The sequence below is a fragment of the Mesorhizobium sp. LNHC252B00 genome (assembly GCF_000502955.1).
GTDB lineage: Bacteria > Pseudomonadota > Alphaproteobacteria > Rhizobiales > Rhizobiaceae > Mesorhizobium.
In genome coordinates this window covers 121,685-142,342 of record NZ_AYWO01000005.1, presented here as the reverse complement: position 1 = coordinate 142,342, position 20,658 = coordinate 121,685, and the positions used below count along the sequence as shown (strand labels likewise).

At 62.2% G+C, this 20,658-nt stretch carries 19 protein-coding genes and 1 tRNA gene; 7 read left to right on the top strand and 13 right to left on the bottom strand.

What is annotated here, in order from left to right:
* Window positions 1-87 precede the first annotated feature (87 nt).
* From X744_RS160675 to X744_RS160695, 5 genes are all read left to right on the top strand, one after another.
* Window positions 88-2,172 carry an ABC transporter substrate-binding protein gene (locus tag X744_RS160675; protein ID WP_023758404.1) on the top strand — a complete coding sequence of 695 codons (2,085 nt, stop codon included), beginning with the start codon at window positions 88-90 and terminating at the stop codon, window positions 2,170-2,172.
* A gap of 114 nt (window positions 2,173-2,286) precedes the next feature.
* Entirely contained in the window at window positions 2,287-3,294 is a 1,008-nt protein-coding gene (locus tag X744_RS160680; RefSeq protein ID WP_023758403.1) for an ABC transporter permease, read from the top strand.
* Between the two features lies 1 nt (window position 3,295).
* Window positions 3,296-4,432, top strand: coding sequence for an ABC transporter permease (locus X744_RS160685; RefSeq protein WP_023758402.1), 1,137 nt, complete (start codon window positions 3,296-3,298; stop codon window positions 4,430-4,432).
* Window positions 4,433-4,442: 10 nt separating this feature from the next.
* Window positions 4,443-6,110: an ABC transporter ATP-binding protein gene (locus tag X744_RS160690; protein WP_023758401.1), complete on the top strand. Its 1,668-nt coding sequence runs from the start codon at window positions 4,443-4,445 to the stop codon at window positions 6,108-6,110.
* A 19-nt stretch (window positions 6,111-6,129) separates the two neighbouring features.
* A complete protein-coding gene (locus tag X744_RS160695; protein WP_023758400.1) occupies window positions 6,130-7,500 on the top strand; it encodes an alpha-glucosidase/alpha-galactosidase in 1,371 nt (456 codons plus the stop codon).
* Window positions 7,501-7,504: 4 nt separating this feature from the next.
* On the opposite strand, the gene yacG is transcribed toward X744_RS160695, so the two are convergent.
* From yacG to X744_RS21510, 9 genes are all read right to left on the bottom strand, one after another.
* Window positions 7,505-7,702, bottom strand: coding sequence for a DNA gyrase inhibitor YacG (gene yacG, locus X744_RS160700; protein WP_023758399.1), 198 nt, complete (start codon window positions 7,700-7,702; stop codon window positions 7,505-7,507).
* A complete protein-coding gene (locus tag X744_RS160705) occupies window positions 7,699-8,325 on the bottom strand; it encodes a Maf-like protein (RefSeq protein ID WP_023758398.1) in 627 nt (208 codons plus the stop codon). The genes yacG and X744_RS160705 overlap by 4 nt, the downstream gene beginning before the upstream one ends.
* A gap of 21 nt (window positions 8,326-8,346) precedes the next feature.
* Window positions 8,347-8,565, bottom strand: coding sequence for a translation initiation factor IF-1 (gene infA, locus X744_RS160710; RefSeq protein WP_006200926.1), 219 nt, complete (start codon window positions 8,563-8,565; stop codon window positions 8,347-8,349).
* A gap of 199 nt (window positions 8,566-8,764) precedes the next feature.
* Entirely contained in the window at window positions 8,765-9,235 is a 471-nt protein-coding gene (locus tag X744_RS160715; RefSeq protein WP_084025279.1) for a low molecular weight phosphatase family protein, read from the bottom strand.
* Window positions 9,223-9,708: a UPF0262 family protein gene (locus X744_RS160720; protein ID WP_023758396.1), complete on the bottom strand. Its 486-nt coding sequence runs from the start codon at window positions 9,706-9,708 to the stop codon at window positions 9,223-9,225. The genes X744_RS160715 and X744_RS160720 overlap by 13 nt, the downstream gene beginning before the upstream one ends.
* A gap of 6 nt (window positions 9,709-9,714) precedes the next feature.
* Complete coding sequence (gene hisD, locus X744_RS160725) at window positions 9,715-11,007, bottom strand: histidinol dehydrogenase (RefSeq protein WP_023758395.1); 1,293 nt, start codon at window positions 11,005-11,007, stop codon at window positions 9,715-9,717.
* Between the two features lie 7 nt (window positions 11,008-11,014).
* Window positions 11,015-11,449 carry a DUF2948 family protein gene (locus X744_RS160730; protein ID WP_023758394.1) on the bottom strand — a complete coding sequence of 145 codons (435 nt, stop codon included), beginning with the start codon at window positions 11,447-11,449 and terminating at the stop codon, window positions 11,015-11,017.
* Between the two features lie 91 nt (window positions 11,450-11,540).
* Complete coding sequence (gene murA / locus X744_RS160735; RefSeq protein WP_023758393.1) at window positions 11,541-12,833, bottom strand: UDP-N-acetylglucosamine 1-carboxyvinyltransferase; 1,293 nt, start codon at window positions 12,831-12,833, stop codon at window positions 11,541-11,543.
* A 147-nt stretch (window positions 12,834-12,980) separates the two neighbouring features.
* Window positions 12,981-13,157, bottom strand: a complete 177-nt coding sequence (locus X744_RS21510) for a hypothetical protein (RefSeq protein WP_023758392.1) — start codon at window positions 13,155-13,157, stop codon at window positions 12,981-12,983.
* Window positions 13,158-13,317: 160 nt separating this feature from the next.
* Between X744_RS21510 and X744_RS160740 the strand changes: the two genes are divergently transcribed.
* A tRNA-Thr gene (locus tag X744_RS160740) sits at window positions 13,318-13,392 on the top strand.
* A 242-nt stretch (window positions 13,393-13,634) separates the two neighbouring features.
* Here X744_RS160740 and X744_RS160745 read toward each other — a convergent pair.
* The 4 genes from X744_RS160745 to X744_RS160755 all read right to left on the bottom strand — a co-directional run bounded on the left by X744_RS160745 (window position 13,635) and on the right by X744_RS160755 (window position 16,443).
* Window positions 13,635-14,066, bottom strand: coding sequence for a nuclear transport factor 2 family protein (locus tag X744_RS160745; protein ID WP_023758391.1), 432 nt, complete (start codon window positions 14,064-14,066; stop codon window positions 13,635-13,637).
* Between the two features lie 172 nt (window positions 14,067-14,238).
* Window positions 14,239-14,712 (bottom strand): OsmC family protein, encoded by a 474-nt coding sequence (locus X744_RS160750; RefSeq protein ID WP_210164164.1) that lies wholly within the window; start codon window positions 14,710-14,712, stop codon window positions 14,239-14,241.
* A gap of 153 nt (window positions 14,713-14,865) precedes the next feature.
* Window positions 14,866-15,402 (bottom strand): carboxymuconolactone decarboxylase family protein, encoded by a 537-nt coding sequence (locus X744_RS01000000169435; protein WP_023758389.1) that lies wholly within the window; start codon window positions 15,400-15,402, stop codon window positions 14,866-14,868.
* Between the two features lie 87 nt (window positions 15,403-15,489).
* A complete protein-coding gene (locus tag X744_RS160755; RefSeq protein WP_023758388.1) occupies window positions 15,490-16,443 on the bottom strand; it encodes a sigma-70 family RNA polymerase sigma factor in 954 nt (317 codons plus the stop codon).
* 378 nt (window positions 16,444-16,821) lie between these two features.
* Here X744_RS160755 and metH point away from each other — a divergent pair, with 378 nt between their 5' ends.
* On the top strand, window positions 16,822-20,631 hold the full coding sequence (metH, locus tag X744_RS160760) for a methionine synthase (protein WP_023758387.1): 3,810 nt from the start codon (window positions 16,822-16,824) through the stop codon (window positions 20,629-20,631).
* The last annotated feature ends 27 nt before the right edge of the window (window positions 20,632-20,658 follow it).

Genomic DNA, 20,658 nt, shown 5'->3' with positions numbered 1-20,658 from the left:
GCGGATCCACTGCCAGGAAGCCGTTTGAGTTCGAGGAGAAGCGGAGCGGATGCAAACGCTCCGGAACAAACAAGAGGGAGAGAGACAGTGAGGAATTTACGCGATATCGGTCTTGCTGCCGGACTGGCGCTGAGCGTCTCGGTCTCGGCACTCAGTGTATACGCTAGCGAACCGACGGTTCCGCCGGCGCCGACACCGTTCCCCGCCGAGGGCAAGATCCACTATGTGGCGCGTGACTCCATTCTGGAGTTCAAGGCGCTCCCCGAATATCACGAGCCGGACTGGGTCACCGATAAATACGTCAAGACCGGCAAGCTGCCGCCGCTCAAGGACCGGCTGCCGAAAGAACCGCTGGTCTTCAAGACGGGCAACATGCAGGACGGCATCGGCGTCTACGGCGATACGATGCGCCATGTCATCGGCGGGCGGCCGGAGGGCTGGAACTACGGCGCCGGCCAGACCCAAGGCTGGGGCGGCATCGATATCGGTCTTTCCGAATGCCTGACGCGCACCGCACCGCTGTTCCAGGTCGAGGCGAAGGACACCGAGCCGTTGCCGAACCTGGCCAGGAGCTGGGACTGGTCGAAGGACGGCCACAAGCTGACCATGCACCTGGTCGAAGGCGCCAAATGGTCGGATGGCATTGCCTTCAATGCCGACGATGTCATGTTCTACTGGGACGACGAGGTCGTCGACCCGAACGTCTCGCCGCTGAACGGAGCGACGCCGGAAACTTTCGGTGTCGGCACGACGCTGAAGAAGATCGACGACTACACCGTCGAGTGGACCTTCAAGGAGGCGTTTCCGAAACAATATCTCTACGCGATGGCATACGGCACCTTCTGCCCGGGTCCTTCGCACATCCTGAAGCCGCAGCATCCGAAATATTCGAAGAACACCTACGATCAGTTCAAGAACGCCTTCCCGCCGGAATATATGAACCTGCCGGTAATGGGCGCCTGGGTGCCGGTCGAATACCGGCCTGACGATATCATCGTCCTGCGTCGCAACCCCTATTATTGGAAAGTCGACGAGAAGGGCAACCAGCTGCCTTACCTCAACGAGCTGCAGTACAAGCTGTCGACCTGGGCCGACCGCGACGTCCAGGCGGTCGCCGGCTCGGCTGACTTTTCCAATCTGGAACAGCCGGAAAACTTCGTCGCCTCGCTGAAGCGCGCGGCAGAGGCCAATGCGCCCGCACGCCTGGCCTTCGGCCCGCGGCTCATCGGCTACAATTTGCGCATGAACTTTTCCGCCAATGGCTGGGGCAACCCGGACGCGCGCGGGCAGGCCGTGCGCGAGCTGAACCGCAACGAGGACTTCCGCAAGGCCATCACCATGGCGCTCGACCGCAAGGCGCTCGGCGACTCGCTGGTCAAGGGGCCGTTCACCGCCATCTATCCCGGCGGACTGTCGTCGGGCACCAGCTTCTATGACCGCAATTCGACGGTCTACTATCCCTTCGATCTCGATGGCGCCAAGGCCGAACTGGCCAAGGCAGGCCTCAAGGACACCGACGGCGACGGTTTCGTGAACTTCCCTTCCGGCACCGCCGGCGGCAAGAACGTCGAGGTCGTGATGTTGGTCAACAACGACTACACCACCGACAAGAGCCTTGCCGAAGGCGTCGTCGCCCAGATGGAAAAGCTTGGAATTCGGGTCGTGCTCAACGGGCTCAACGGCACTCAGCGTGACGCTTCGCAATATTCCGGCCGCTTCGACTGGCTGGTCCGGCGCAACGACCAGGAACTGACCTCGGTGGTGCAGAACACCGCGCAGCTCGCCCCGGTCGGTCCGCGCACCAGCTGGGACCATCGAGCGCCGGAAAACGGCGAGGTCGATTTGATGCCTTTCGAAAAGGACCTCGTCGACATCGTCAACAAGTTCGTCTCGACGCAGGACAATGACCAACGCGCCAGCCTGATGAAACAGTTTCAGAAGATCTCGACGGAACACGTCTACAATGTCGGTCTGACGGAATATCCTGGCGCGCTGATCGTCAACAAGCGTTTCTCGAACATTCCGCAGGGCACGCCGATCTTCATGTTCAACTGGGCCGAGGATTCGATCATTCGCGAACGGGTCTTTGTCGCCGCCGACAAGCAGGCGAAATACGAGTTGTTCCCTGAGGAGCTGCCCGGCAAGCCCGGAGAAAAAGGCCCGATGGATTAGGTTTACCTCCCCTGACTGAGAGAATTCGGGCCGCGCCGCCGGCGCGGCCCGACAAAGTCAACCTCCGGACGCATCCAAAGGGCGCGATCGGCGAGACAAGGAAACGGACCGTCCATGTTGCGATTCCTGCTCACGCGCATAGCGTCGGCAATACCGGTCCTCGCCATTTTGAGCCTGGTCACCTTTGCCATCATCCAGGCGCCGCCGGGCGATTATGCCGACTACATCCGCTCGCAGGCGATCAACCAGGGTGGAGCTTCCTTCGCCGAGGCTGACGCGCAGGCAAAGGCCTATCGCATCGAGCATGGCCTCGATAAGCCGCTGCCCGTCCAGTATCTTAACTGGATCGGTGGCATCATCACCCGCGGCGACTTCGGCTACAGCCTCTATTACAACAAGCCGGTAGCCGATGTGGTCGGCGAGCGGCTGCCGCGCACGCTCCTTCTGGCTTTGGTCTGCCATCTGCTCGCCTCGGTGCTGGGCATCGGCTTCGGCATTTGGGCGGCGACCCGGCAATATACCTGGATAGACAGCACGCTTTCGGCCATCTCCTTCCTAGGCATGACGGTGCCGCGCTTCCTGATGGCGCTGATCATCGTCTATCTCCTGGTCTTCCAGTTCAACGTATCGGAGATCGGCAGCTTCTTCTCGCCGCAATATGGCGGCGCTACGTGGTCGTGGGCCAAATTCGTCGACCTGGTCAAGCATGTCTGGCCTGTCGTGGCGATCGCCACCTTCGGCGGCCTCGCCTACAATATGCGCGTCATGCGCGGCAATCTGCTCGACACGCTGAACGCGCAATATGTCGAGACTGCCAGGGCCAAGGGGCTGACCGGCACTGCCGTCGTCATGCGTCACGCCGTGCCCAATGCGCTGCACCCCCTCGTCATGTACCAGGGCGTGGTGCTGCCTTATATGCTCACCGGCGAGATCGAGACCGCAATCATCTTTGCGCTGCCAACCGTCGGCCCGGCGATCGTCGGCTCCATGGCTGTCGGCGACGTCTATGTCACCGCCACGTTCATGATGGTTTTGTCGGCAACGCTGATTGTCGGCAACATCATCGCCGACATGCTGCTCGTGCTGCTCGATCCGCGCGTGCGCCAGTTCGGGGAAAGCTGAGATGCTGGCTTTCGACAATCTCCCACCACCGTTGCCCGCCGAAGGCACAATCGAGAAGCCGCAGCGCGGCAATGAGAGCTATATCGCGCTTGTCTGGCGCCGGTTGAAGCGCTCCTGGACCGGCATGGCCGGGCTTTGGCTTGTCGTGCTCCTGTTGGTGATGGCCGTGTTCGCCGAGTTCATCGCGCCGATGGACCCGAAGGTCACGGACGTCGGCTTCGCTCCGCCGCAGGTGCCTGTTTTCCATGACAAGGACGGCGGTTTCACCGCTCGGCCGAGGGTCTATGCGCTCGCCGATTCGGCGGATCTCGATCCGGTCACCTTCCAGCCTGTCGTTGGCCCTGACTATGACCATCCGAGGCTGCTTGGCTTCTTTGCGCACGGCGCACCCTACAAGCTGTTCGGGCTCATACCGGCGGACCGGCATTTGTTCGGCTCGCTGGATGGCCAGCCGGTACATTTCCTCGGCACGGACAAATTCGGCCGCGACGTGCTGTCGCGCGCCATCCATGGCTCGCGCGTCTCGCTGATGATCGCGCTGACGGTCGTCTTCATCATCACCGTCATCGGCACCACCGTCGGTATGGTCTCCGGCTATTTCGGCGGCAGGTTCGATGTCTGGATGCAGCGCTTCGTCGAACTGGTGCTCGCCTTCCCGCAACTGCCGCTTTACCTGGCGCTGACGACATTGATCCCGGTTACTGCTCCCACCAACGTCTTTCTTGCTTTCGTCATCATCGTCATGTCGGCATTGGGTTGGGCGCAGATGTCGCGCGAGGTGCGCGGCAAGACTTTGGCGCTGGCGCGGATCGAGTATGTGCGCGCCGCCATGGCGGTCGGCGCCACCGACAGGCGCATCATCATGCAGCACATCTTCCCCAATGTGATGAGCCATGTGATCGTGGCCGTCACGTTGGCGATCCCGACGGTTGTGCTGCTTGAATCCTTCCTCGGTTTCCTAGGCTTTGCCGTCAAGCCGCCGCTGATCTCGTGGGGCCTGATGCTGCAGGACACTGCGACCTATTCGGTCATAGGCACCTATCCCTGGATCTTATCGCCGGTCGGCTTCGTGCTCGTCACAGTCTTTGCCTTCAACGCGCTTGGCGACGGCCTGCGCGACGCCGTCGATCCCTACTGAGGTGGCACAGATGTCAGTCGCGCTCGCCGTATCCTTCGCACCGACCGTCCGCCATGACCATGACGGACGCCAGGATCAGCCCGTTATCGACGCCCGCAATGTCGCCGTGGCCTTCAAGGTCGAGCATGGCGTCGTCGACGCGGTCAAGGACATCTCGTTCCAGCTCTATCGCGGCGAGACGATCGCCATCGTCGGCGAATCCGGTTCCGGCAAGTCGGTGACGGCGCGCACCGTCATGGGATTGCTGTCGCGGCGCGCCACGGTGTCGCCCGGATCGAGCGTCTGCTATGACGGACAAAACATCCTGAAGTTCCCCGAGAGCGCGCGGCGCAAGCTGCGCGGCAACCGCATTTCGATGATCTTCCAGGAGCCGATGAGCTCACTCAACCCGATTTATACGGTCGGCAGCCAGATCGTCGAGGCGATCAGGGTGCATCGCAAGGTCAGCCGCAAGCAGGCCTGGGCGCGGGCGCTGGAACTTCTGCAGCACGTGCAGATTCCCGATCCCGCTGCGCGGCTCAGGCAATACCCGCACCAGCTGTCGGGCGGGCAGCGCCAGCGGGTGATGATCGCCATGGCGCTTGCCAACAATCCCGACGTCTTGATCGCCGATGAGCCGACCACGGCGCTCGATGTCACCGTCCAGGCGCAGATCCTGAACCTGATCCGCAGCCTGCAGAAAGAGCTGCGCATGGCGGTAATCCTGATTACCCACGACCTGACCGTCGTGCGCCAGTTCTCCGATTACGTCTATGTCATGCAGCATGGCGAAATGTGCGAGCACAACGTCACCGAACGGCTGTTTGCCGATCCGCAGCATCCCTATACGAGGCGGCTGCTGGCTTCCGAGCCGCGCGGGCAGCCGAAGCCGCTCCCCGCCGGCTGCGGCACCATCCTCGAGGCCAGCGGCGTGCGCGTCTCCTTCATGCTGCGCCATGGCACCTTCCTGAAACCCGACTGGCGCGAACTGGTCGCCGTCGACGGTCTCAGCCTCAGCCTGTGCCGCCATGAGACGCTGGGGCTGGTCGGCGAGTCAGGTTCCGGCAAGACCACCTTCGGCCAGGCCCTGCTCCGGTTGATAGACACCAAGCGCGGCGAGATTCGCTTCGACGGCAAGCCGATCCACGGCCTGTCGCGAGCCGAGATGCGGCCCTTGCGATCACGCATGCAGATTGTCTTCCAGGATCCGTTCTCTTCTCTCAACCCGCGCATGACGATCGGGCAGATCATCGAGGAAGGGCTGATCGTCAACAGCATAGGAGCGACGCGGCGCGAGCGGGTAGAGCGAGTGCGCGACGCGCTGGTCAGCGCCGGCATGCCAGGCGATATACTGTCGCGGTTTCCGCACGAATTCTCCGGCGGCCAGCGGCAACGCATCGCGATCGCCCGCGCCATAGCGCTCGAACCCGAATTCATCCTGCTCGACGAGCCGACATCGGCGCTGGACCTCTCCGTCCAGGCGCAGATCATCGACCTCTTGCGCAAACTGCAGGACGAGCGCGGCCTGAGCTACCTTTTCATCTCGCATGACCTTAAGGTGGTGCGCGCACTGTGCCACCGCGTCATCGTCATGCAGAACGGCAAGATCGTCGAGCAGGGCCCCGTCGACGATGTCCTTTCCAATCCCAAGACCGCCTACACCGAACGGCTCGTCAGGGCCGCTTTCGAAGTGGCCTGAACATATGCCGGAGATTAGCATGGCAAGAAATCCCAAGATCACGTTCATCGGCGCCGGCTCGACGGTGTTCATGAAGAACATTGTCGGCGACGTGCTGCAACGCCCGTCGCTTGCCGGCGCGACGATCGCGTTGATGGACGTCAATCCGCAACGGCTGGAAGAGAGCGCCATCGTCGTCAACAAGCTGATCGCGACGCTTGGCGTCAAGGCGAAGACCGAGACCCATTCGGACCAGCGCAAGGCGCTGGCCGGTGCCGATTTTGTCGTCGTCGCGTTCCAGATCGGCGGCTACGAGCCCTGCACGGTCACCGATTTCGAAGTGCCGAAGAAATACGGCCTGCGCCAGACGATCGCCGACACGCTCGGCGTCGGCGGCATTATGCGGGGGCTCCGGACCGTGCCGCATCTGTGGAAGGTCTGCGAGGACATGCTCGCCGTCTGCCCGCGGGCGATCATGCTGCAATATGTCAACCCGATGGCGATCAACACCTGGGCGATATCAGAGAAATATCCTGAGATCAGGCAGGTCGGCCTCTGCCATTCGGTGCAGGGCACGGCAATGGAGCTGGCGCACGATCTCGACCTTCCCTATGAGGAAATCCGCTATCGCTCGGCCGGCATCAACCACATGGCCTTTTATCTCAGCTTCGAGCATCGCCAGCCGGACGGTTCCTACCGCAATCTCTATCCAGATCTCGTGCGTGCCTATCGCGAAGGCCGCGCGCCCAAGCCTGGCTGGAACCCGCGCTGCCCCAACAAGGTGCGCTACGAGATGCTGACGAGGCTCGGCTATTTCGTCACCGAAAGCTCGGAGCATTTCGCCGAATACACGCCCTATTTCATCAAGGACGGACGCCCGGACCTGATCGAGAAGTACGGCATCCCGCTGGATGAGTATCCCAAGCGCTGCATCGAGCAGATCGAGCGCTGGAAGGGGCAGGCGGAAGCCTATCGTTCGGCCGACCGCATCGAAGTCGAGCAGTCGAAAGAGTATGCCTCCTCGATCATGAATTCGGTCTGGACCGGCGAACCGTCGGTGATCTACGGCAATGTCCGCAACAATGGCTGCATCACCTCGCTGCCTTTCGACTGCGCCGCCGAAGTGCCGTGCCTGGTCGACGCCTCCGGCATCCAGCCGACCTATATCGGCGAGCTGCCGCCGCAATTGACCGCGCTGATCCGCACCAACATCAATGTGCAGGAACTGACGGTGCGGGCGCTGATGACGGAGAACCGCGAGCACATCTACCATGCTGCGATGATGGACCCGCATACCGCCGCCGAGCTTGATCTCGACCAGATCTGGTCACTGGTCGACGACCTTCTCGCCGCTCACGGCGACTGGCTGCCGGCCTGGGCCCGCGTGAGGCGCAAGACCGAAGCCGCCTGACGACCTATTTCGGAGCGTCGGGGTCGGTCTCGTCCTCGTCGTCGCGGGCCGAGATGACATAGGCGCCCTTCAGCCAGCGATTGAGGTCGATGTCCTTGCAGCGCGTCGAGCAGAATGGATAAGTCTCGCGCGCCGACGGCTTGCCGCATTCGGGGCAGGGGCGTTTGGGCCGTAGCGGCGTCACCTTGTCGTCGATGCTCATGGCCGCGGCGATGACCAGCTTCGATGGATCTTGAAGCCTTCGCCGGATAGCAGCGCCACCGTCTCATAGAGCGGCAGCCCGACGATGTTGGTGTAGGAGCCGACCAGCTTGACGACGAAGGCGCCGGCGAGACCCTGGACGGCGTAGCCGCCGGCCTTGCCGCGCCATTCGCCCGAGGCGACATAGGCGTCGATCTCTTCGCGCGGCAGTCGCTTGAAGCGCACCCGTGTCTCGACCAGCCGTTGGCGGAGTTTGCCGCCCGGCGTGATCAGGCAGATGCCGGAATAGACCCGGTGCGAACGGCCGGACAACAGCCCGAGGCAGTTGGCGGCGTCGTCGAGCGTCTCGGCCTTGGGCAGGATGCGCCGCCCGACGGCCACCACCGTGTCCGCGGCCAGCACGAAGCCCGGCGCATAGTCGGCTTCGATTGTCAGCGAAGCGAATGCCTTCTCGGCCTTTTCCTTCGACAGCCGCTTGGCCAGCGAGCGCGGATGCTCGGCACGCAGCGGCGTTTCGTCGACATCGGCAGGCAGCACGCGGTCCGGTTCGATACCGGCTTGCTGCAAGAGCTCGATTCGGCGCGGCGAACCCGAGGCAAGCACCAGCTTCTGCAAAATGCTCATCGCGGACCAGTCGGGCTTTGCTTACTTGAAACGATAGGTGATGCGGCCTTTGGTCAGGTCGTATGGTGTCATTTCGACCAGAACCTTGTCGCCGGTCAGCACGCGGATGCGGTTCTTGCGCATGCGGCCGGCCGTATGGGCGATGATTTCGTGTTCGTTTTCGAGCTTTACCCGGAACATCGCGTTGGGCAACAATTCCGTCACGACACCCGGAAACTCGAGGACTTCTTCCTTCGGCATTCGATACCTTTGCTTGGATGGCAGTTCCGGCGCTTAGAGCATGATGCCGAAAAGTGTGAAGCGGTTTTCGGACGACATCATGCTCTACTTCTTGGTTTAGAGGCGGATTCAGATTTCAGCTCGAACAGACCTGAAATCATCCGACTCTAGCCGGAATTTCGGCGGAACCTATATGATAATCGTTCGCTTGTGAACACGCTTAATCCGTCGCGTTTTTTGCTTCTGGAAGCAAAAAACGTCGACCTATGCGCAACTTCAGCCGCTCGCGCACGTCCCTGTAGGCCGCCATGATCTGCTCGCGCGTGCCGCCGGCATCGGTGGGATCCGGCATCGGCCAGTATTCGACTTCGACGGCGAGCGAGCGGGTGAGTTCAAGCGCCGCGTGGTGCGCTTCCGGCGCCAGCGTGACGATGAGGTCGAAATAGTCGTCCTCGAGATCGTCCATCGTCCTTGGGTGACGCTCGCCCAGCGTGAGACCCTCCTCGGCCAGCACCGCATCGACGAACGGATCGCGCTCGCCCGCGCGAACGCCGGCCGAGGCGACGAAGATGGTGTCAGGTAGCATCCGCCTCGCCAGTTGCTCCGCCATCGGCGAGCGCACGGCATTCATCCCGCACAGGAACAGGATCGAACGGGGAAGGCCGCCGGGTGCCAGGGCTAGCCCCGCCAGTGCAGCACGCAGACCAGCGTGAACAGCCGGCGCGCCGTATCGAAGTCGATGTCGATCTTGCCGGAGAGCCGGTCCATCAGCGTCCGCGAACCCTCATTGTGCAGGCCGCGGCGGCCCATGTCGATCGCCTCGATGTGGCTCGGCGTCGAGGAGCGGATGGCATCGTAATAGCTTTCGCAGATCATGTAATAGTCCTTGACGATGCGCCTGAGCGGCGTCAGCGACAGGATGTGGGTGACGACGGCGGCGCCATCCTCTCGCGCCACGGCAAAGACCAGGCGCTGCTCGGCCAGCGACAGTTTCAGCCGATAGGGGCCGGCGCCGCTGTCATTGACGGGTCGAAAACTGTTTTCCTCGATCAGATCGAAGATCGCCACCGCGCGTTCATGCTCGACATCGGGTGTCGAACGGCCGATCGATTCCTCGAGTTCGACATCGATCAGCCTGCCGCGGGTTTGATCGGAGTCCGACATGCCGGCCTACATATTCAACCGTATGGCGACGGAGCGGCCATGTGCTTCAAGGCCTTCCGCCTTGGCCAGCGCAATCGCCGCCGGCGCCAAGATCCGCAACTGCTCCGGCCCAAGCTTGAGGATCGAGGTGCGCTTGACGAAATCGAGCACGGACAGGCCGGACGAGAAACGTGCCGAGCGTGCCGTTGGCAGCACATGGTTGGATCCGCCGACATAGTCGCCGATAGCTTCCGGCGTATGGCGGCCGAGAAAGACGGCACCCGCATTGCGCATCCGGGCCAGAAAACCCTCGGCATCGTCGATTGCCAATTCGACGTGTTCGGCGGCGATACGGTCGACCAGCGGTAGCGCGGCGTCGATGGTGGCGACCTCGATCACGGCGCCGAAATCGCGCCAGCTTGCCGCCGCCGTTTCGGCGCGCGGCAGGTTCTGCAACTGGCGTTCGACCGCCTGTTCGACGGCGATGCCGAAGCCCGGGTCGTCGGTGACCAGGATCGACTGCGCCGACGCATCGTGCTCGGCCTGGGCTAGCAAATCGGCGGCGATCCAGTCCGGGTCGTTGCTGCCGTCAGCCACGACGAGCACTTCCGACGGCCCGGCGATCATGTCGATGCCGACGGTGCCGAACACCTGGCGCTTGGCTGCGGCGACATAGGCGTTGCCCGGCCCGACGATCTTCGCGACCGGCCGGATCGTTTCGGTTCCATAGGCAAGGGCTGCGATCGCCTGGGCGCCGCCGACGCGGTAGATTTCCGACACGCCTGATATATCGGCGGCCACCAGCACCAGCGGGTTGATGACGCCGCCGGGCGCCGGCACGACCATGACGATGCGCTCGACGCCGGCTACCCTGGCAGGTACGGCGTTCATCAGCACCGAGCTCGGATAGCTCGCCGTGCCGCCCGGCACATAGAGCCCGACCGCCTCGATCGCCGTCCAGCGCCAACCGAGTTCGACGCCGGCGGCATCGCTATAGCGATCGTCCTTCGGCCGCTGCCGTTCGTGATGCGAGCGGATGCGGTCGCGCGCGAATTCCAGCGCCTCGATCGTTTTTGGGTCAGCGGCCTTGTAAGCCTGGGCGATGTCGTCCTTCGAGACGGCGATGCCTAATCCAGCAAGATCGGCGCGATCGAATTTCTGGGAATACTCGATCAACGCCGCGTCCCCCTCGGCGCGGACGCGCGCGATGATGTCGCGCACCGCGGCGTCGACATCGGCTGACACTTCCCGCTTGGTCAGGAGGAAGGCGGCGAAACGCTGCTCGAAATCGGCGTCGGACTGACGAAGCGTGATGGCCATCGGATGTTCAGGCCTTATGGATCGGGCGCGAGCTGGCTTCCCACGCGCCGCCGATGTCGGCAAGACGGGCCTCGATGCACTCGACATCGAGCATGATCGTGCCGCCGCCCGCAAAGATCAGCTCGACGATACCGGCCGGCTTGCTGATCTCGATGAAGCTGATCGCCAATAGGGACAGGACCTCAGTCGGCTTGTCGCGGGCGATGCCGTTGGTCTTGGCACCGAGCACCCGGTCGAAATGCAGCACCGCCTGCCGCCGCTCATTGTGCTGGCGAAACAGGCCGGATTTGGCCTCCCACACGAAACGGTTCATGGTCATCAGGAAACGCTTGGCCGCGGGCAGGAATTCGAGGTCGCTGACCTTCATCACGGCATCCTGGACATGGGCCGAAACGATGCTCAGATCCTGGTCGTCGAGCGCGATAAGCTTAAGGGCAGTCATGCGGATTTCGCACCTGAAGGTTGATAACCGAACCTTCTGTTAGGCGGTCTTTCCCGTCCGCGCAACCGCACCGCACGGCCTTGCGATTGGCCTATGCGGAAATCCGCTCGATCACCGCGCCGCAGTTGGACAGCTTTTCTTCCAGCCGCTCGAAGCCGCGGTCGAGATGATAGACGCGGTTGACCGTCGTCTCGCCTTCGGCTGCCAGGCCGGCGATGACCAGCGAGACCGAGGCGCGAAGATCGGTCGCCATGACCGGCGCACCCTTCAATTTCGGCACGCCGTCGACGATTGCCGTCTGGCCCGAAAGCGTGATGTGGGCGCCGAGCCGGGCCAGTTCCTGCACATGCATGAAACGGTTTTCGAAGATCGTCTCGGTGATGCGCGACTTGCCCTTTGCCATCGTCATCAGGCCCATGAACTGCGCCTGCAAATCGGTCGGGAAGGCCGGGAAGGGCGCCGTCGTTACGTCGACTGGGGAAATGCCGGCGCCGTTGCGCTTCACACGAATGCCGGAATTGGTTTGCGTGATCTCCGCACCCGTCTGGGAGATCACGTCGAGCGCTGTCTGCAGCAGTTCGGGGCGTGCGCCCTCGAGCACGACGTCGCCGCCAGTCATTGCCACCGCCATTGCGTAGGTGCCGGTCTCGATGCGGTCGGGAATGACGCGCACGCGGGCACCCGACAGCGATTCGACGCCATCGATGGTGATAACAGGCGTGCCGGCGCCGGAAATCTTCGCGCCCATGGCATTGAGGCACTCGGCGAGGTTGACGATTTCGGGTTCGCAGGCGGCATTTTCCAGCACCGTCTCGCCCTTGGCGAGCGCCGCGGCCATCATCAGCACATGGGTGGCGCCGACAGAGACTTTCGGGAACACGTAGCGGTTGCCGACAAGACGGCCATTCCGGGTTTTGGCGATGACATAGCCGGTGTCGACATCGATGTCGGCTCCCAGCGCCTGCAAGCCTTCGAGGAACAGATCGACCGGGCGCGTGCCGATGGCGCAACCGCCGGGCAGCGACACCTTGGCCTCGCCCATGCGGGCCAGCAGCGGCCCGATCACCCAGAACGACGCCCGCATCTTCGATACCAGCTCGTAGGGCGCCGTCGTGTCGACGATGTTGCGGGCGGAGAAAGTGATGGTGCGCGAATAGCCTTCATTCTGCTTCTCGCGGCGGCCATTGACCGAATAGTCGACGCCGTGATTGCCCAGGATGCGGATCAACTGCTCGACATCGGCCAGATGCGGCACGTTTTCCAGCGTCAGCGTGTCATCGGTCAAAAGCGAGGCGATCATCAGAGGCAGCGCCGCGTTTTTCGCGCCCGAGATCGGAATGCTTCCGGAGAGCTTGTTGCCCCCGACAATTCTGATGCGATCCATGGAAGAACGTCCCTCTCGGCTCAAAAAAGCCGGTTCAATCGTTTGAGTAGCGGCCCGTCTAGACCATTGGCCAATCTGGTTCAAGGAATTGGCTGGTTCAAGAAATAGGATTTCGCCCCGCCCCGGGCCAAGACTGGCAGATTTGAGTTAATCTTTTTGTATTTCCTTCGCAGCGCCGAGCCCGTCCGGCCGCTGATCCGCATCGCCGGCGCGCCGCGAGCGCGACTGCGCCTTGCGCTTCTGCAAATTGGCACGCAATTGCTCGGCCAGCCGGTCCTTGCGGTTGATGCCGCCCTTTTTTGCTGGGATTGTCTTGTCGTTCATGGTCCCGTCCGGGCCGGCGACCAGCCAGCCTGCCAATCAGGGATAGCCAACATTGTGGCGCCGCCATGTCAATAAAGCTATCCGGCAAAGGCTTTCACAGAAGCGTTGCACTTGGCCTTGCGCTTGCCGGTTCGATATGGCAGAAGCCCCGCCATCAGCGGCTGCGGTAGCTCAGTGGTAGAGCACTCCCTTGGTAAGGGAGAGGTCGAGAGTTCAATCCTCTCTCGCAGCACCATTCCAAGCCCATGTTTGGAAACAACTATCTGACTTTATTGGTCTTTTTGCCGCCTGTCTGGTACACAGGGGTGGTACACATAAGCTTGAGAATGCCTGGACCTCGGCGACATCCGAAGGTCGGCGTCTATTATCTTTGGCAACGCGCGCCCTCCGATTTGAGGGATAGGCGTTCGGGCTGGTGTCGGGCGTGTAGATTAGGCCCGACTTTCTTTTGCCGGCGGCCAGCAAGCACTGGTCCTTCTACTCCCCGACAATGGACGTCGGTGAGCGTACCGAGGTTATCGGGTCGGCATGACGAAGGACGATCCTCCACGCGCCTTCCTCCCGGCGGAATATGGTGGTGACTCGAAGCGCAATCGGCACCAGTTTGTCGCCCCCGCCGACCTTGGATTGGAACCGTTCGACCTCGATGATGTATCCCAAGTCGGCCGTCGCATATTCCGAGATGCGCTCAAAGCCGATGGCCTTGCCGTGCCGGTAATTGGTGGCGGCCCGTTCCATGGTCTCAGCGGCCTTTCTCCATCCCTTCGCCGGCGGGCCAAAGGGATTGGCAATTATGACGTCGTCCTTTCGCGAGTAGAGGCCTTTCAAGGGCTCAGGATCGCCCTTTACGAAGGCATCCAGAGCCAGATGATCCTGCTCGATAACTTTCGTTAGGTCGGAGGCTAACATCTTAACATTCCCACAGTCTTGCCATGCTTCCCAAAACTTCAGAAGCGGCAACTCGTTCCGTTAGCCTGCGCTAAAATGCCTGCCACCTCCCGGCAGTGGGCAGTGTCGTCGTGGGAACATGCACTGAATGGAGAACAGTGCGACAGCCGAACTGCCCCAACAGGTAACGGGATCACGCCTGCTGAATCACCAATTCGCTGGTCATGGGAATTCCTCTGAGGGCCCCAAGCACCATGTTGTGGGAGATCGCGCGATCATGAATTTTCTCCAGGTCGGCGCGCGGCGCCGAAGAACACACGGTCGCGCGCAGGTGCAGGGATACATAGCAATGCCGGGCGTCCCTGGGCGCCGTTAGCCCATCAAGTCCGTCGAACTCGCCACGCGGGTCGAACACGCCTTCCGCGACAAAATCGACTGAACGCAGATCGACCCCCGCATGCGCTGCCAGCATCGGATAGTCCGAGCCGGCACACACAGCCGCCGCGGCAAAGATCTGCTCCCAGGGAAAGACTGCGGCCGGCGAATTGTCCTTGAGGCTCGCCGGTCGCTCCAGCAGCGGCGTTGTGTAAGGATCGCTCGACTGCCGGTCGAAGTGGTAGCGGGCACGGTAGGTGCCGCGCACCGCGTCACCGTGTTTCTTCAGCACGGACACGATGTCTTTGACCGTGCTGACGGATTCTCCGAAGACTATTGGCATCTTTACCTCCCTATAAAGTTACAATTCCACTCACTTCCTCGGTTGCCGACGACTGTTGCCGCGGTCCGGCCTTGATCCGATAATGCGCCGATAAGGCTCACCCTACTTAGCAGGCGCGGCCGCTTGGGTATCGCCGCCGAGATCTTTCTTGAAGGTTTCGAAATCGACCTGCATGCCGTTGAAGATGGTGCTCCAGTGGCGTGACAGAGCGGCGATAGCGACGGCCTCTTCAATCTCGTCCTCCGTTGCGCCCGCCTGTTTTGCGCTCTCGGTGTCTTCCCAGATGCAATACTGGCAGGGAACTTGAGCGGAGACGGCGAGCGAGATCAAAGCCTTGACTTTCGGCGGCAGGGCGGTGTCGTTCGAGAATTGCAGAGCCTTCACCTCGGCCCAGGCGCCCGGCAGCGCCGCTTTTGAAACCTGATGGACAAAGCTTGGCACCGAGCCGAGCGTCCGCTCGACGTCCTTATAGGTGGCGTCGACCTCAGCCTGGCCGGCCCAGCCTAAGCCCGGTGACAAAAATGTGGCGCAGACGACAGTCGATGCGAACGCCGTTTGAAGGAAGCGGCGCGACCGGCGGGGTCCGAGCTTGCCGTTGTATGCGTTGGAAGCAATATGGGAAACTGCGAAGGCGGACATGATCTCTCTCCTCTGTGGAACCATTCGAGGCGGCGTTCTGTGATGGCCCCGTGCTCCAAGGAGTCACGGACGAGAGAAAAAGTTCGATCAATCATCCTCGATTCTGGGCGGGCGCGGCGAAAGATGAAGGTGCAGGCGTCGGGCCTTGCCGTCTCGTTGAAAGATCACCAGGGCGACACCCGGCGGGCAGTGGAACGGGTCTTCGGGCGGATTGAAGAATCGTCCTTCGATGACTGTGACATGGCTGCCGCTGAGAATGCGCTGCGGCTCGAGGCGGACGCCGGCTTCCGTGTCGGAGTCGACTTCCTCGGCAAGGAATGAACGCCCCAACACCGGTTCGCTCGCTCCACGGACCAGGTGAAGATCTTCCGCAAAGTGCCCGAGGAAGCGGTCGCGTTCGCCGTGCCGGTTGAGTCCATTGAAGATTTCGGAGTAAAATCGCTGGCGTTCGCAAGACTGTGAGCGAGCCCCTGCGTCGCCAAGGCCTGCCGTTTCGAGCAGCATCTCCGCCAGCTTGCGTTTGGCTTCCGACAAACGACTGCGAACCGTCCCAATCGGCACATCCAGAATGGCGGCCAGTTCCTGGTAGGACTGATAGCTTCCAAAATAGCGCAAGATTGCGGTGGCCTGCAGCGGCTCGGGAAGCTTGCGGAGGGCATCCCAAACCCATTCGCGAAGCGCGATTTTCTCCAGCCGCTCCTCGATGCCAGCGCGTTCGTCAGGGCGGTCGGGAATGTCGGCGGTCAAGATCTCGCGTCGTCTTCGACGCAATTGTTGCAGGCAGCATCGGTACAGCACAGCGCCAAGCCAGCCACCGACGGCTTGCGGATCCTTGAGTTCACCGATGCGCCTCAGCGCGATCAGGAACGTCTCATGCACTGCATCTTCGGCGTCAGATCCATAGCCGAGGATATTCAGCGCTGTCGCATAGAGCCGCGCGCGATGACGTTCCAGCAACAGGCCGAGGCAACCACAATCACCGCCCCGAGCGGCAACTGCCAGTTCGGCATCATTCGGCACGATACGAGTTTCGTAGCTCATCGACTGAAAGATGCACCAACCGGCGAAAAAGTTCGAATGCTTGTTCAGGCTTCGTCACCATCCGTGTTCGGCACCAGATCACCAGTAAGCTTTGAGCAGGCTTTGAATTGGGTTATGATCCTCGACCATCGCTCCCAGATCCGTCAGCGTGCAGCGCGGCGCCACTTCAGCTCCGCAACGACCGGCCCGAAGCGGGGTCCGTGAAACCACGCTCGTTCGTGCCGCCTTCTCCTCGTCCAGCCGCCTTGCGCCGACGGAACGATCGCGCTGGGAAGCCAGCGCTTGCAACAGCGCGTGACAATGATGAGCGTCTGCCGTATATTGACATAAAGATATCCTTATGTGACACGAACAGGCTTGTCGCCAGGGGGATAAAAAATGTCGCAGAATTCTGCATCGCTGGACGCATTGTTCGGCTCTGTCGCGGCAAAGCCCGATGGGTCGGAGGTGCTTGCGGCGCTCACGGCGGCGGCTAGCGAACGCATCCTCATCCTTGACGGTGCCATGGGCACGCAGATCCAGGGCCTGGGTTTCGATGAAGACCAGTTTCGCGGCGAAGCCTTCGCCGGCTGCGCCTGCCACCAGCAAGGCAACAATGATCTTTTGATCCTGACGCAGCCGCAGGCGATCGAGGAAATCCACTATCAATATGCCATCGCAGGCGCGGATATCCTGGAGACCAACACCTTCTCCTCGACGTCGATCGCCCAGGCCGATTACGGCATGGAGGATGCCGTCTACGCGCTGAATCGCGACGGGGCGCGGCTGGTGCGGCGCGCCGCGTTGAGAGCACAGCAGCAGGATGGCAGGCGCCGCTTCGTCGCCGGTGCGCTCGGCCCAACCAACCGCACCGCTTCGATGTCGCCTGATGTCAACAATCCCGGCTATCGCGCCGTGACCTTCGACGAATTGCGCCTTGCCTATGGCGAGCAGCTGCGCGGCCTGATCGACGGTGGCGCAGACATCATTCTGATCGAGACCATCTTCGACACTCTGAACGCCAAGGCAGCGATCTTTGCTGCGGAAGAGATCTTCATCGAGAAGGGCGTGCGCCTGCCGGTGATGATTTCGGGCATCATCACAGACCTGTCCGGCCGCACGCTGTCGGGCCAGACGCCGACCGCCTTCTGGCATTCGGTGCGTCATGCCAGCCCGTTCACCATCGGCCTCAACTGTGCGCTCGGCGCCAAGGCCATGCGCGCCCATCTGGCCGAAATATCAGGCGTCGCCAACACCTTCACCTGCGCCTACCCGAATGCCGGCCTGCCCAATGAATTCGGCCGTTATGACGAGAGCCCGGAATACATGGCCGCGCAGATCGGGGATTTCGCCCGCGAGGGACTGGTCAATGTCGTCGGCGGCTGCTGCGGCTCGACGCCGGATCACATCCGCGCCATTGCAGAGGCTGTCCGGAAGTATCCGCCGCGCGCCATTCCCGACATCGAGCGCAAGATGCGCCTGTCCGGGTTGGAACCGTTCACGCTGACGAATGAGATTCCCTTCGTCAATGTCGGCGAGCGCACCAATGTTACCGGGTCGGCCAAGTTCAGGAAGCTGATCACGGCGGGTGACTATGTCGCCGCGCTCGACGTGGCGCGCGACCAGGTCGCCAACGGCGCGCAGATCATCGACATCAACATGGACGAAGGCCTGATCGATTCGAAGAAGGCGATGGTCGAGTATCTCAACCTGATCGCCGCCGAACCAGACATCGCCCGTGTCCCGGTGATGGTCGACAGTTCGAAATGGGAGATCATCGAGGCCGGCCTGAAATGCGTGCAGGGCAAGCCGCTGGTCAACTCCATCTCGATGAAGGAAGGCGAGGCGGCATTCCTGCATCACGCCAGGCTGGTGCGCGCCTATGGCGCAGCCGTCGTCGTCATGGCCTTCGACGAGGACGGCCAGGCCGATACAAAGGCGCGCAAGGTCGAAATCTGCACCCGCGCCTACAAGCTCCTGACTGAGCAGGCCGGCTTCCCGCCCGAGGATATCGTCTTCGATCCCAATGTCTTCGCCATTGCCACCGGCATCGAGGAGCACGACAATTACGGCGTCGACTTCATCGAGGCGGCGGGCGAGATCACCGAGACGCTGCCGCATGTCCACATTTCCGGCGGCGTGTCGAACCTGTCGTTCTCGTTCCGCGGCAACGAGCCGGTGCGCGAGGCCATGCATGCCGTGTTCCTCTACCACGCCATCCAGCGCGGCATGGATATGGGGATCGTCAACGCCGGCCAGCTCGCCGTCTACGACACGATCGAGCCGGCGCTGCGCGAGGCCTGCGAGGATGTCGTGCTCAACCGTGTGCCCAAGGCCGGCGGCACAGCCACCGAACGCATGCCGGAGATCGCCGAACGCTTCAAGGGCGCGGCGGGCCAAGAAGCCAAGGAGCGCGATCTTGCCTGGCGCGAACTGCCGGTCGAACAGCGGATCGGCCATGCGCTGGTCAACGGTATCACTGAGTTCATCGACGCCGACACCGAGGAAGCGCGGCTTGCCGCCGAGCGCCCGCTGCATGTCATCGAAGGCCCGCTGATGGCCGGCATGAACGTCGTCGGCGACCTGTTCGGCGCGGGAAAGATGTTCCTGCCGCAAGTGGTGAAGTCCGCGCGGGTGATGAAGCAGGCGGTGGCGGGACTGCTGCCGCATATGGAAGCCGAGAAGTTGGCCAATGCCGCCAATGGCATCGACAATGGCGAGCGCCAGACAGCGGGAAAAATCCTGATGGCGACGGTGAAGGGCGATGTCCACGACATCGGCAAGAACATCGTCGGCGTCGTGCTCGCCTGCAACAATTACGAGATCATCGATCTCGGCGTCATGGTGCCGGCGGCAAAGATCCTGCAGACGGCGCGCGAGAGACAAGTCGACATCATCGGACTGTCAGGCCTGATCACGCCGTCGCTCGATGAGATGGCGCATATGGCCGCCGAGATGGAGCGCGAAGGCTTCGATATCCCGCTGCTGATCGGCGGCGCGACGACCAGTCGCGTGCACACGGCGGTGAAGATCCACCCGCGCTACACCAAGGGACAAGCGGTCTATGTCACCGACGCCAGCCGGGCGGTCGGCGTGGTCTCGTCCTTGCTGTCGAATGACAGCAAGGCGAAGTACGTCGACACGGTGCGCGCCGAATACAAGAAGGTCGCCGACGCGCATGCCCGCTCCGAAGCCGACAAGCAGCGGCTGCCGGTAGCCAAGGCGAGGGCCAATGCGCATCGGATCGACTGGTCTGAATATGAGCCGCCGAAGCCGTCCTTTACAGGCGTGAAGGTCTTCGAGAATTGGGACCTGACCGAGCTCGCGCGCTACATCGACTGGACGCCGTTCTTCCAGACCTGGGAGCTGAAGGGCCGCTATCCAAAAATCCTCGAAGACGAGGCGCAAGGACCCGCCGCCCGCCAGTTGTTCGAGGATGCGCAGGCGATGCTGAAGAAGATCATCGCCGAAAAATGGTTCGTCCCGCGCGGCGTCATCGGTTTCTGGCCGGCCAATGCCGTCGGCGACGACATCAAGTTGTTCACGAACGAGGCACGCTCGCAGGAACTGGCGACCTTCTTCACCCTGCGTCAGCAACTGACCAAGCGCGACGGCAAGGCCAATGTCGCGCTCTCGGATTTCGTCGCGCCAGCGGATAGCGGTAAGCTCGACTTCATCGGCGGCTTCATCGTCACCGCCGGCATCGAGGAGGTGGCGATCGCCGAGCGTTTCGAGCGGGCGAACGACGATTATTCGTCGATCATGGTCAAGGCGCTGGCCGACCGTTTCGCCGAGGCCTTCGCCGAGCGCATGCATGAGAAGGTGCGCAAGGAGTACTGGGGCTACGCGCAAGAGGAATCGTTGGCGCCCGACGAGCTGATCGGCGAACCCTATCGCGGCATCCGCCCGGCCCCCGGCTATCCGGCGCAACCCGACCATACCGAAAAGGCCACGCTGTTCCGGCTGCTCGACGGTGAGCGCAATGCGGGCGTGAGCCTGACCGAGAGCTATGCGATGTGGCCGGGCTCGTCCGTGTCAGGCATCTATTTGTCGCATCCCGAAAGCTACTATTTCGGCGTCGCCAAGGTTGAACGCGACCAGGTCGAGGATTATGCGCGCCGCAAGGCGATGCCATTGGCGGAGGTCGAGCGCTGGCTCGGCCCTATCCTCAACTACGTGCCGGCACACTATGCCGAGGCGGCTGAATAGCGGCGGCATGCCTTCAATTGAATTGCA

Coding starts and splice junctions, on each gene's coding strand:
- X744_RS160680 (WP_023758403.1), top strand. CDS start 2,287: ATGTTGCGATTCCTGCTCACGCGCATAGCGTCGGCAATACCGGTCCTC.
- X744_RS160685 (WP_023758402.1), top strand. CDS start 3,296: ATGCTGGCTTTCGACAATCTCCCACCACCGTTGCCCGCCGAAGGCACA.
- X744_RS160690 (WP_023758401.1), top strand. CDS start 4,443: ATGTCAGTCGCGCTCGCCGTATCCTTCGCACCGACCGTCCGCCATGAC.
- X744_RS160695 (WP_023758400.1), top strand. CDS start 6,130: ATGGCAAGAAATCCCAAGATCACGTTCATCGGCGCCGGCTCGACGGTG.
- yacG (WP_023758399.1), bottom strand. CDS start 7,702: ATGAGCATCGACGACAAGGTGACGCCGCTACGGCCCAAACGCCCCTGC.
- X744_RS160705 (WP_023758398.1), bottom strand. CDS start 8,325: ATGAGCATTTTGCAGAAGCTGGTGCTTGCCTCGGGTTCGCCGCGCCGA.
- infA (WP_006200926.1), bottom strand. CDS start 8,565: ATGCCGAAGGAAGAAGTCCTCGAGTTTCCGGGTGTCGTGACGGAATTG.
- X744_RS160720 (WP_023758396.1), bottom strand. CDS start 9,708: ATGTCGGACTCCGATCAAACCCGCGGCAGGCTGATCGATGTCGAACTC.
- hisD (WP_023758395.1), bottom strand. CDS start 11,007: ATGGCCATCACGCTTCGTCAGTCCGACGCCGATTTCGAGCAGCGTTTC.
- X744_RS160730 (WP_023758394.1), bottom strand. CDS start 11,449: ATGACTGCCCTTAAGCTTATCGCGCTCGACGACCAGGATCTGAGCATC.
- murA (WP_023758393.1), bottom strand. CDS start 12,833: ATGGATCGCATCAGAATTGTCGGGGGCAACAAGCTCTCCGGAAGCATT.
- X744_RS21510 (WP_023758392.1), bottom strand. CDS start 13,157: ATGAACGACAAGACAATCCCAGCAAAAAAGGGCGGCATCAACCGCAAG.
- X744_RS160745 (WP_023758391.1), bottom strand. CDS start 14,066: ATGTTAGCCTCCGACCTAACGAAAGTTATCGAGCAGGATCATCTGGCT.
- X744_RS01000000169435 (WP_023758389.1), bottom strand. CDS start 15,402: ATGTCCGCCTTCGCAGTTTCCCATATTGCTTCCAACGCATACAACGGC.
- X744_RS160755 (WP_023758388.1), bottom strand. CDS start 16,443: ATGAGCTACGAAACTCGTATCGTGCCGAATGATGCCGAACTGGCAGTT.
- metH (WP_023758387.1), top strand. CDS start 16,822: ATGTCGCAGAATTCTGCATCGCTGGACGCATTGTTCGGCTCTGTCGCG.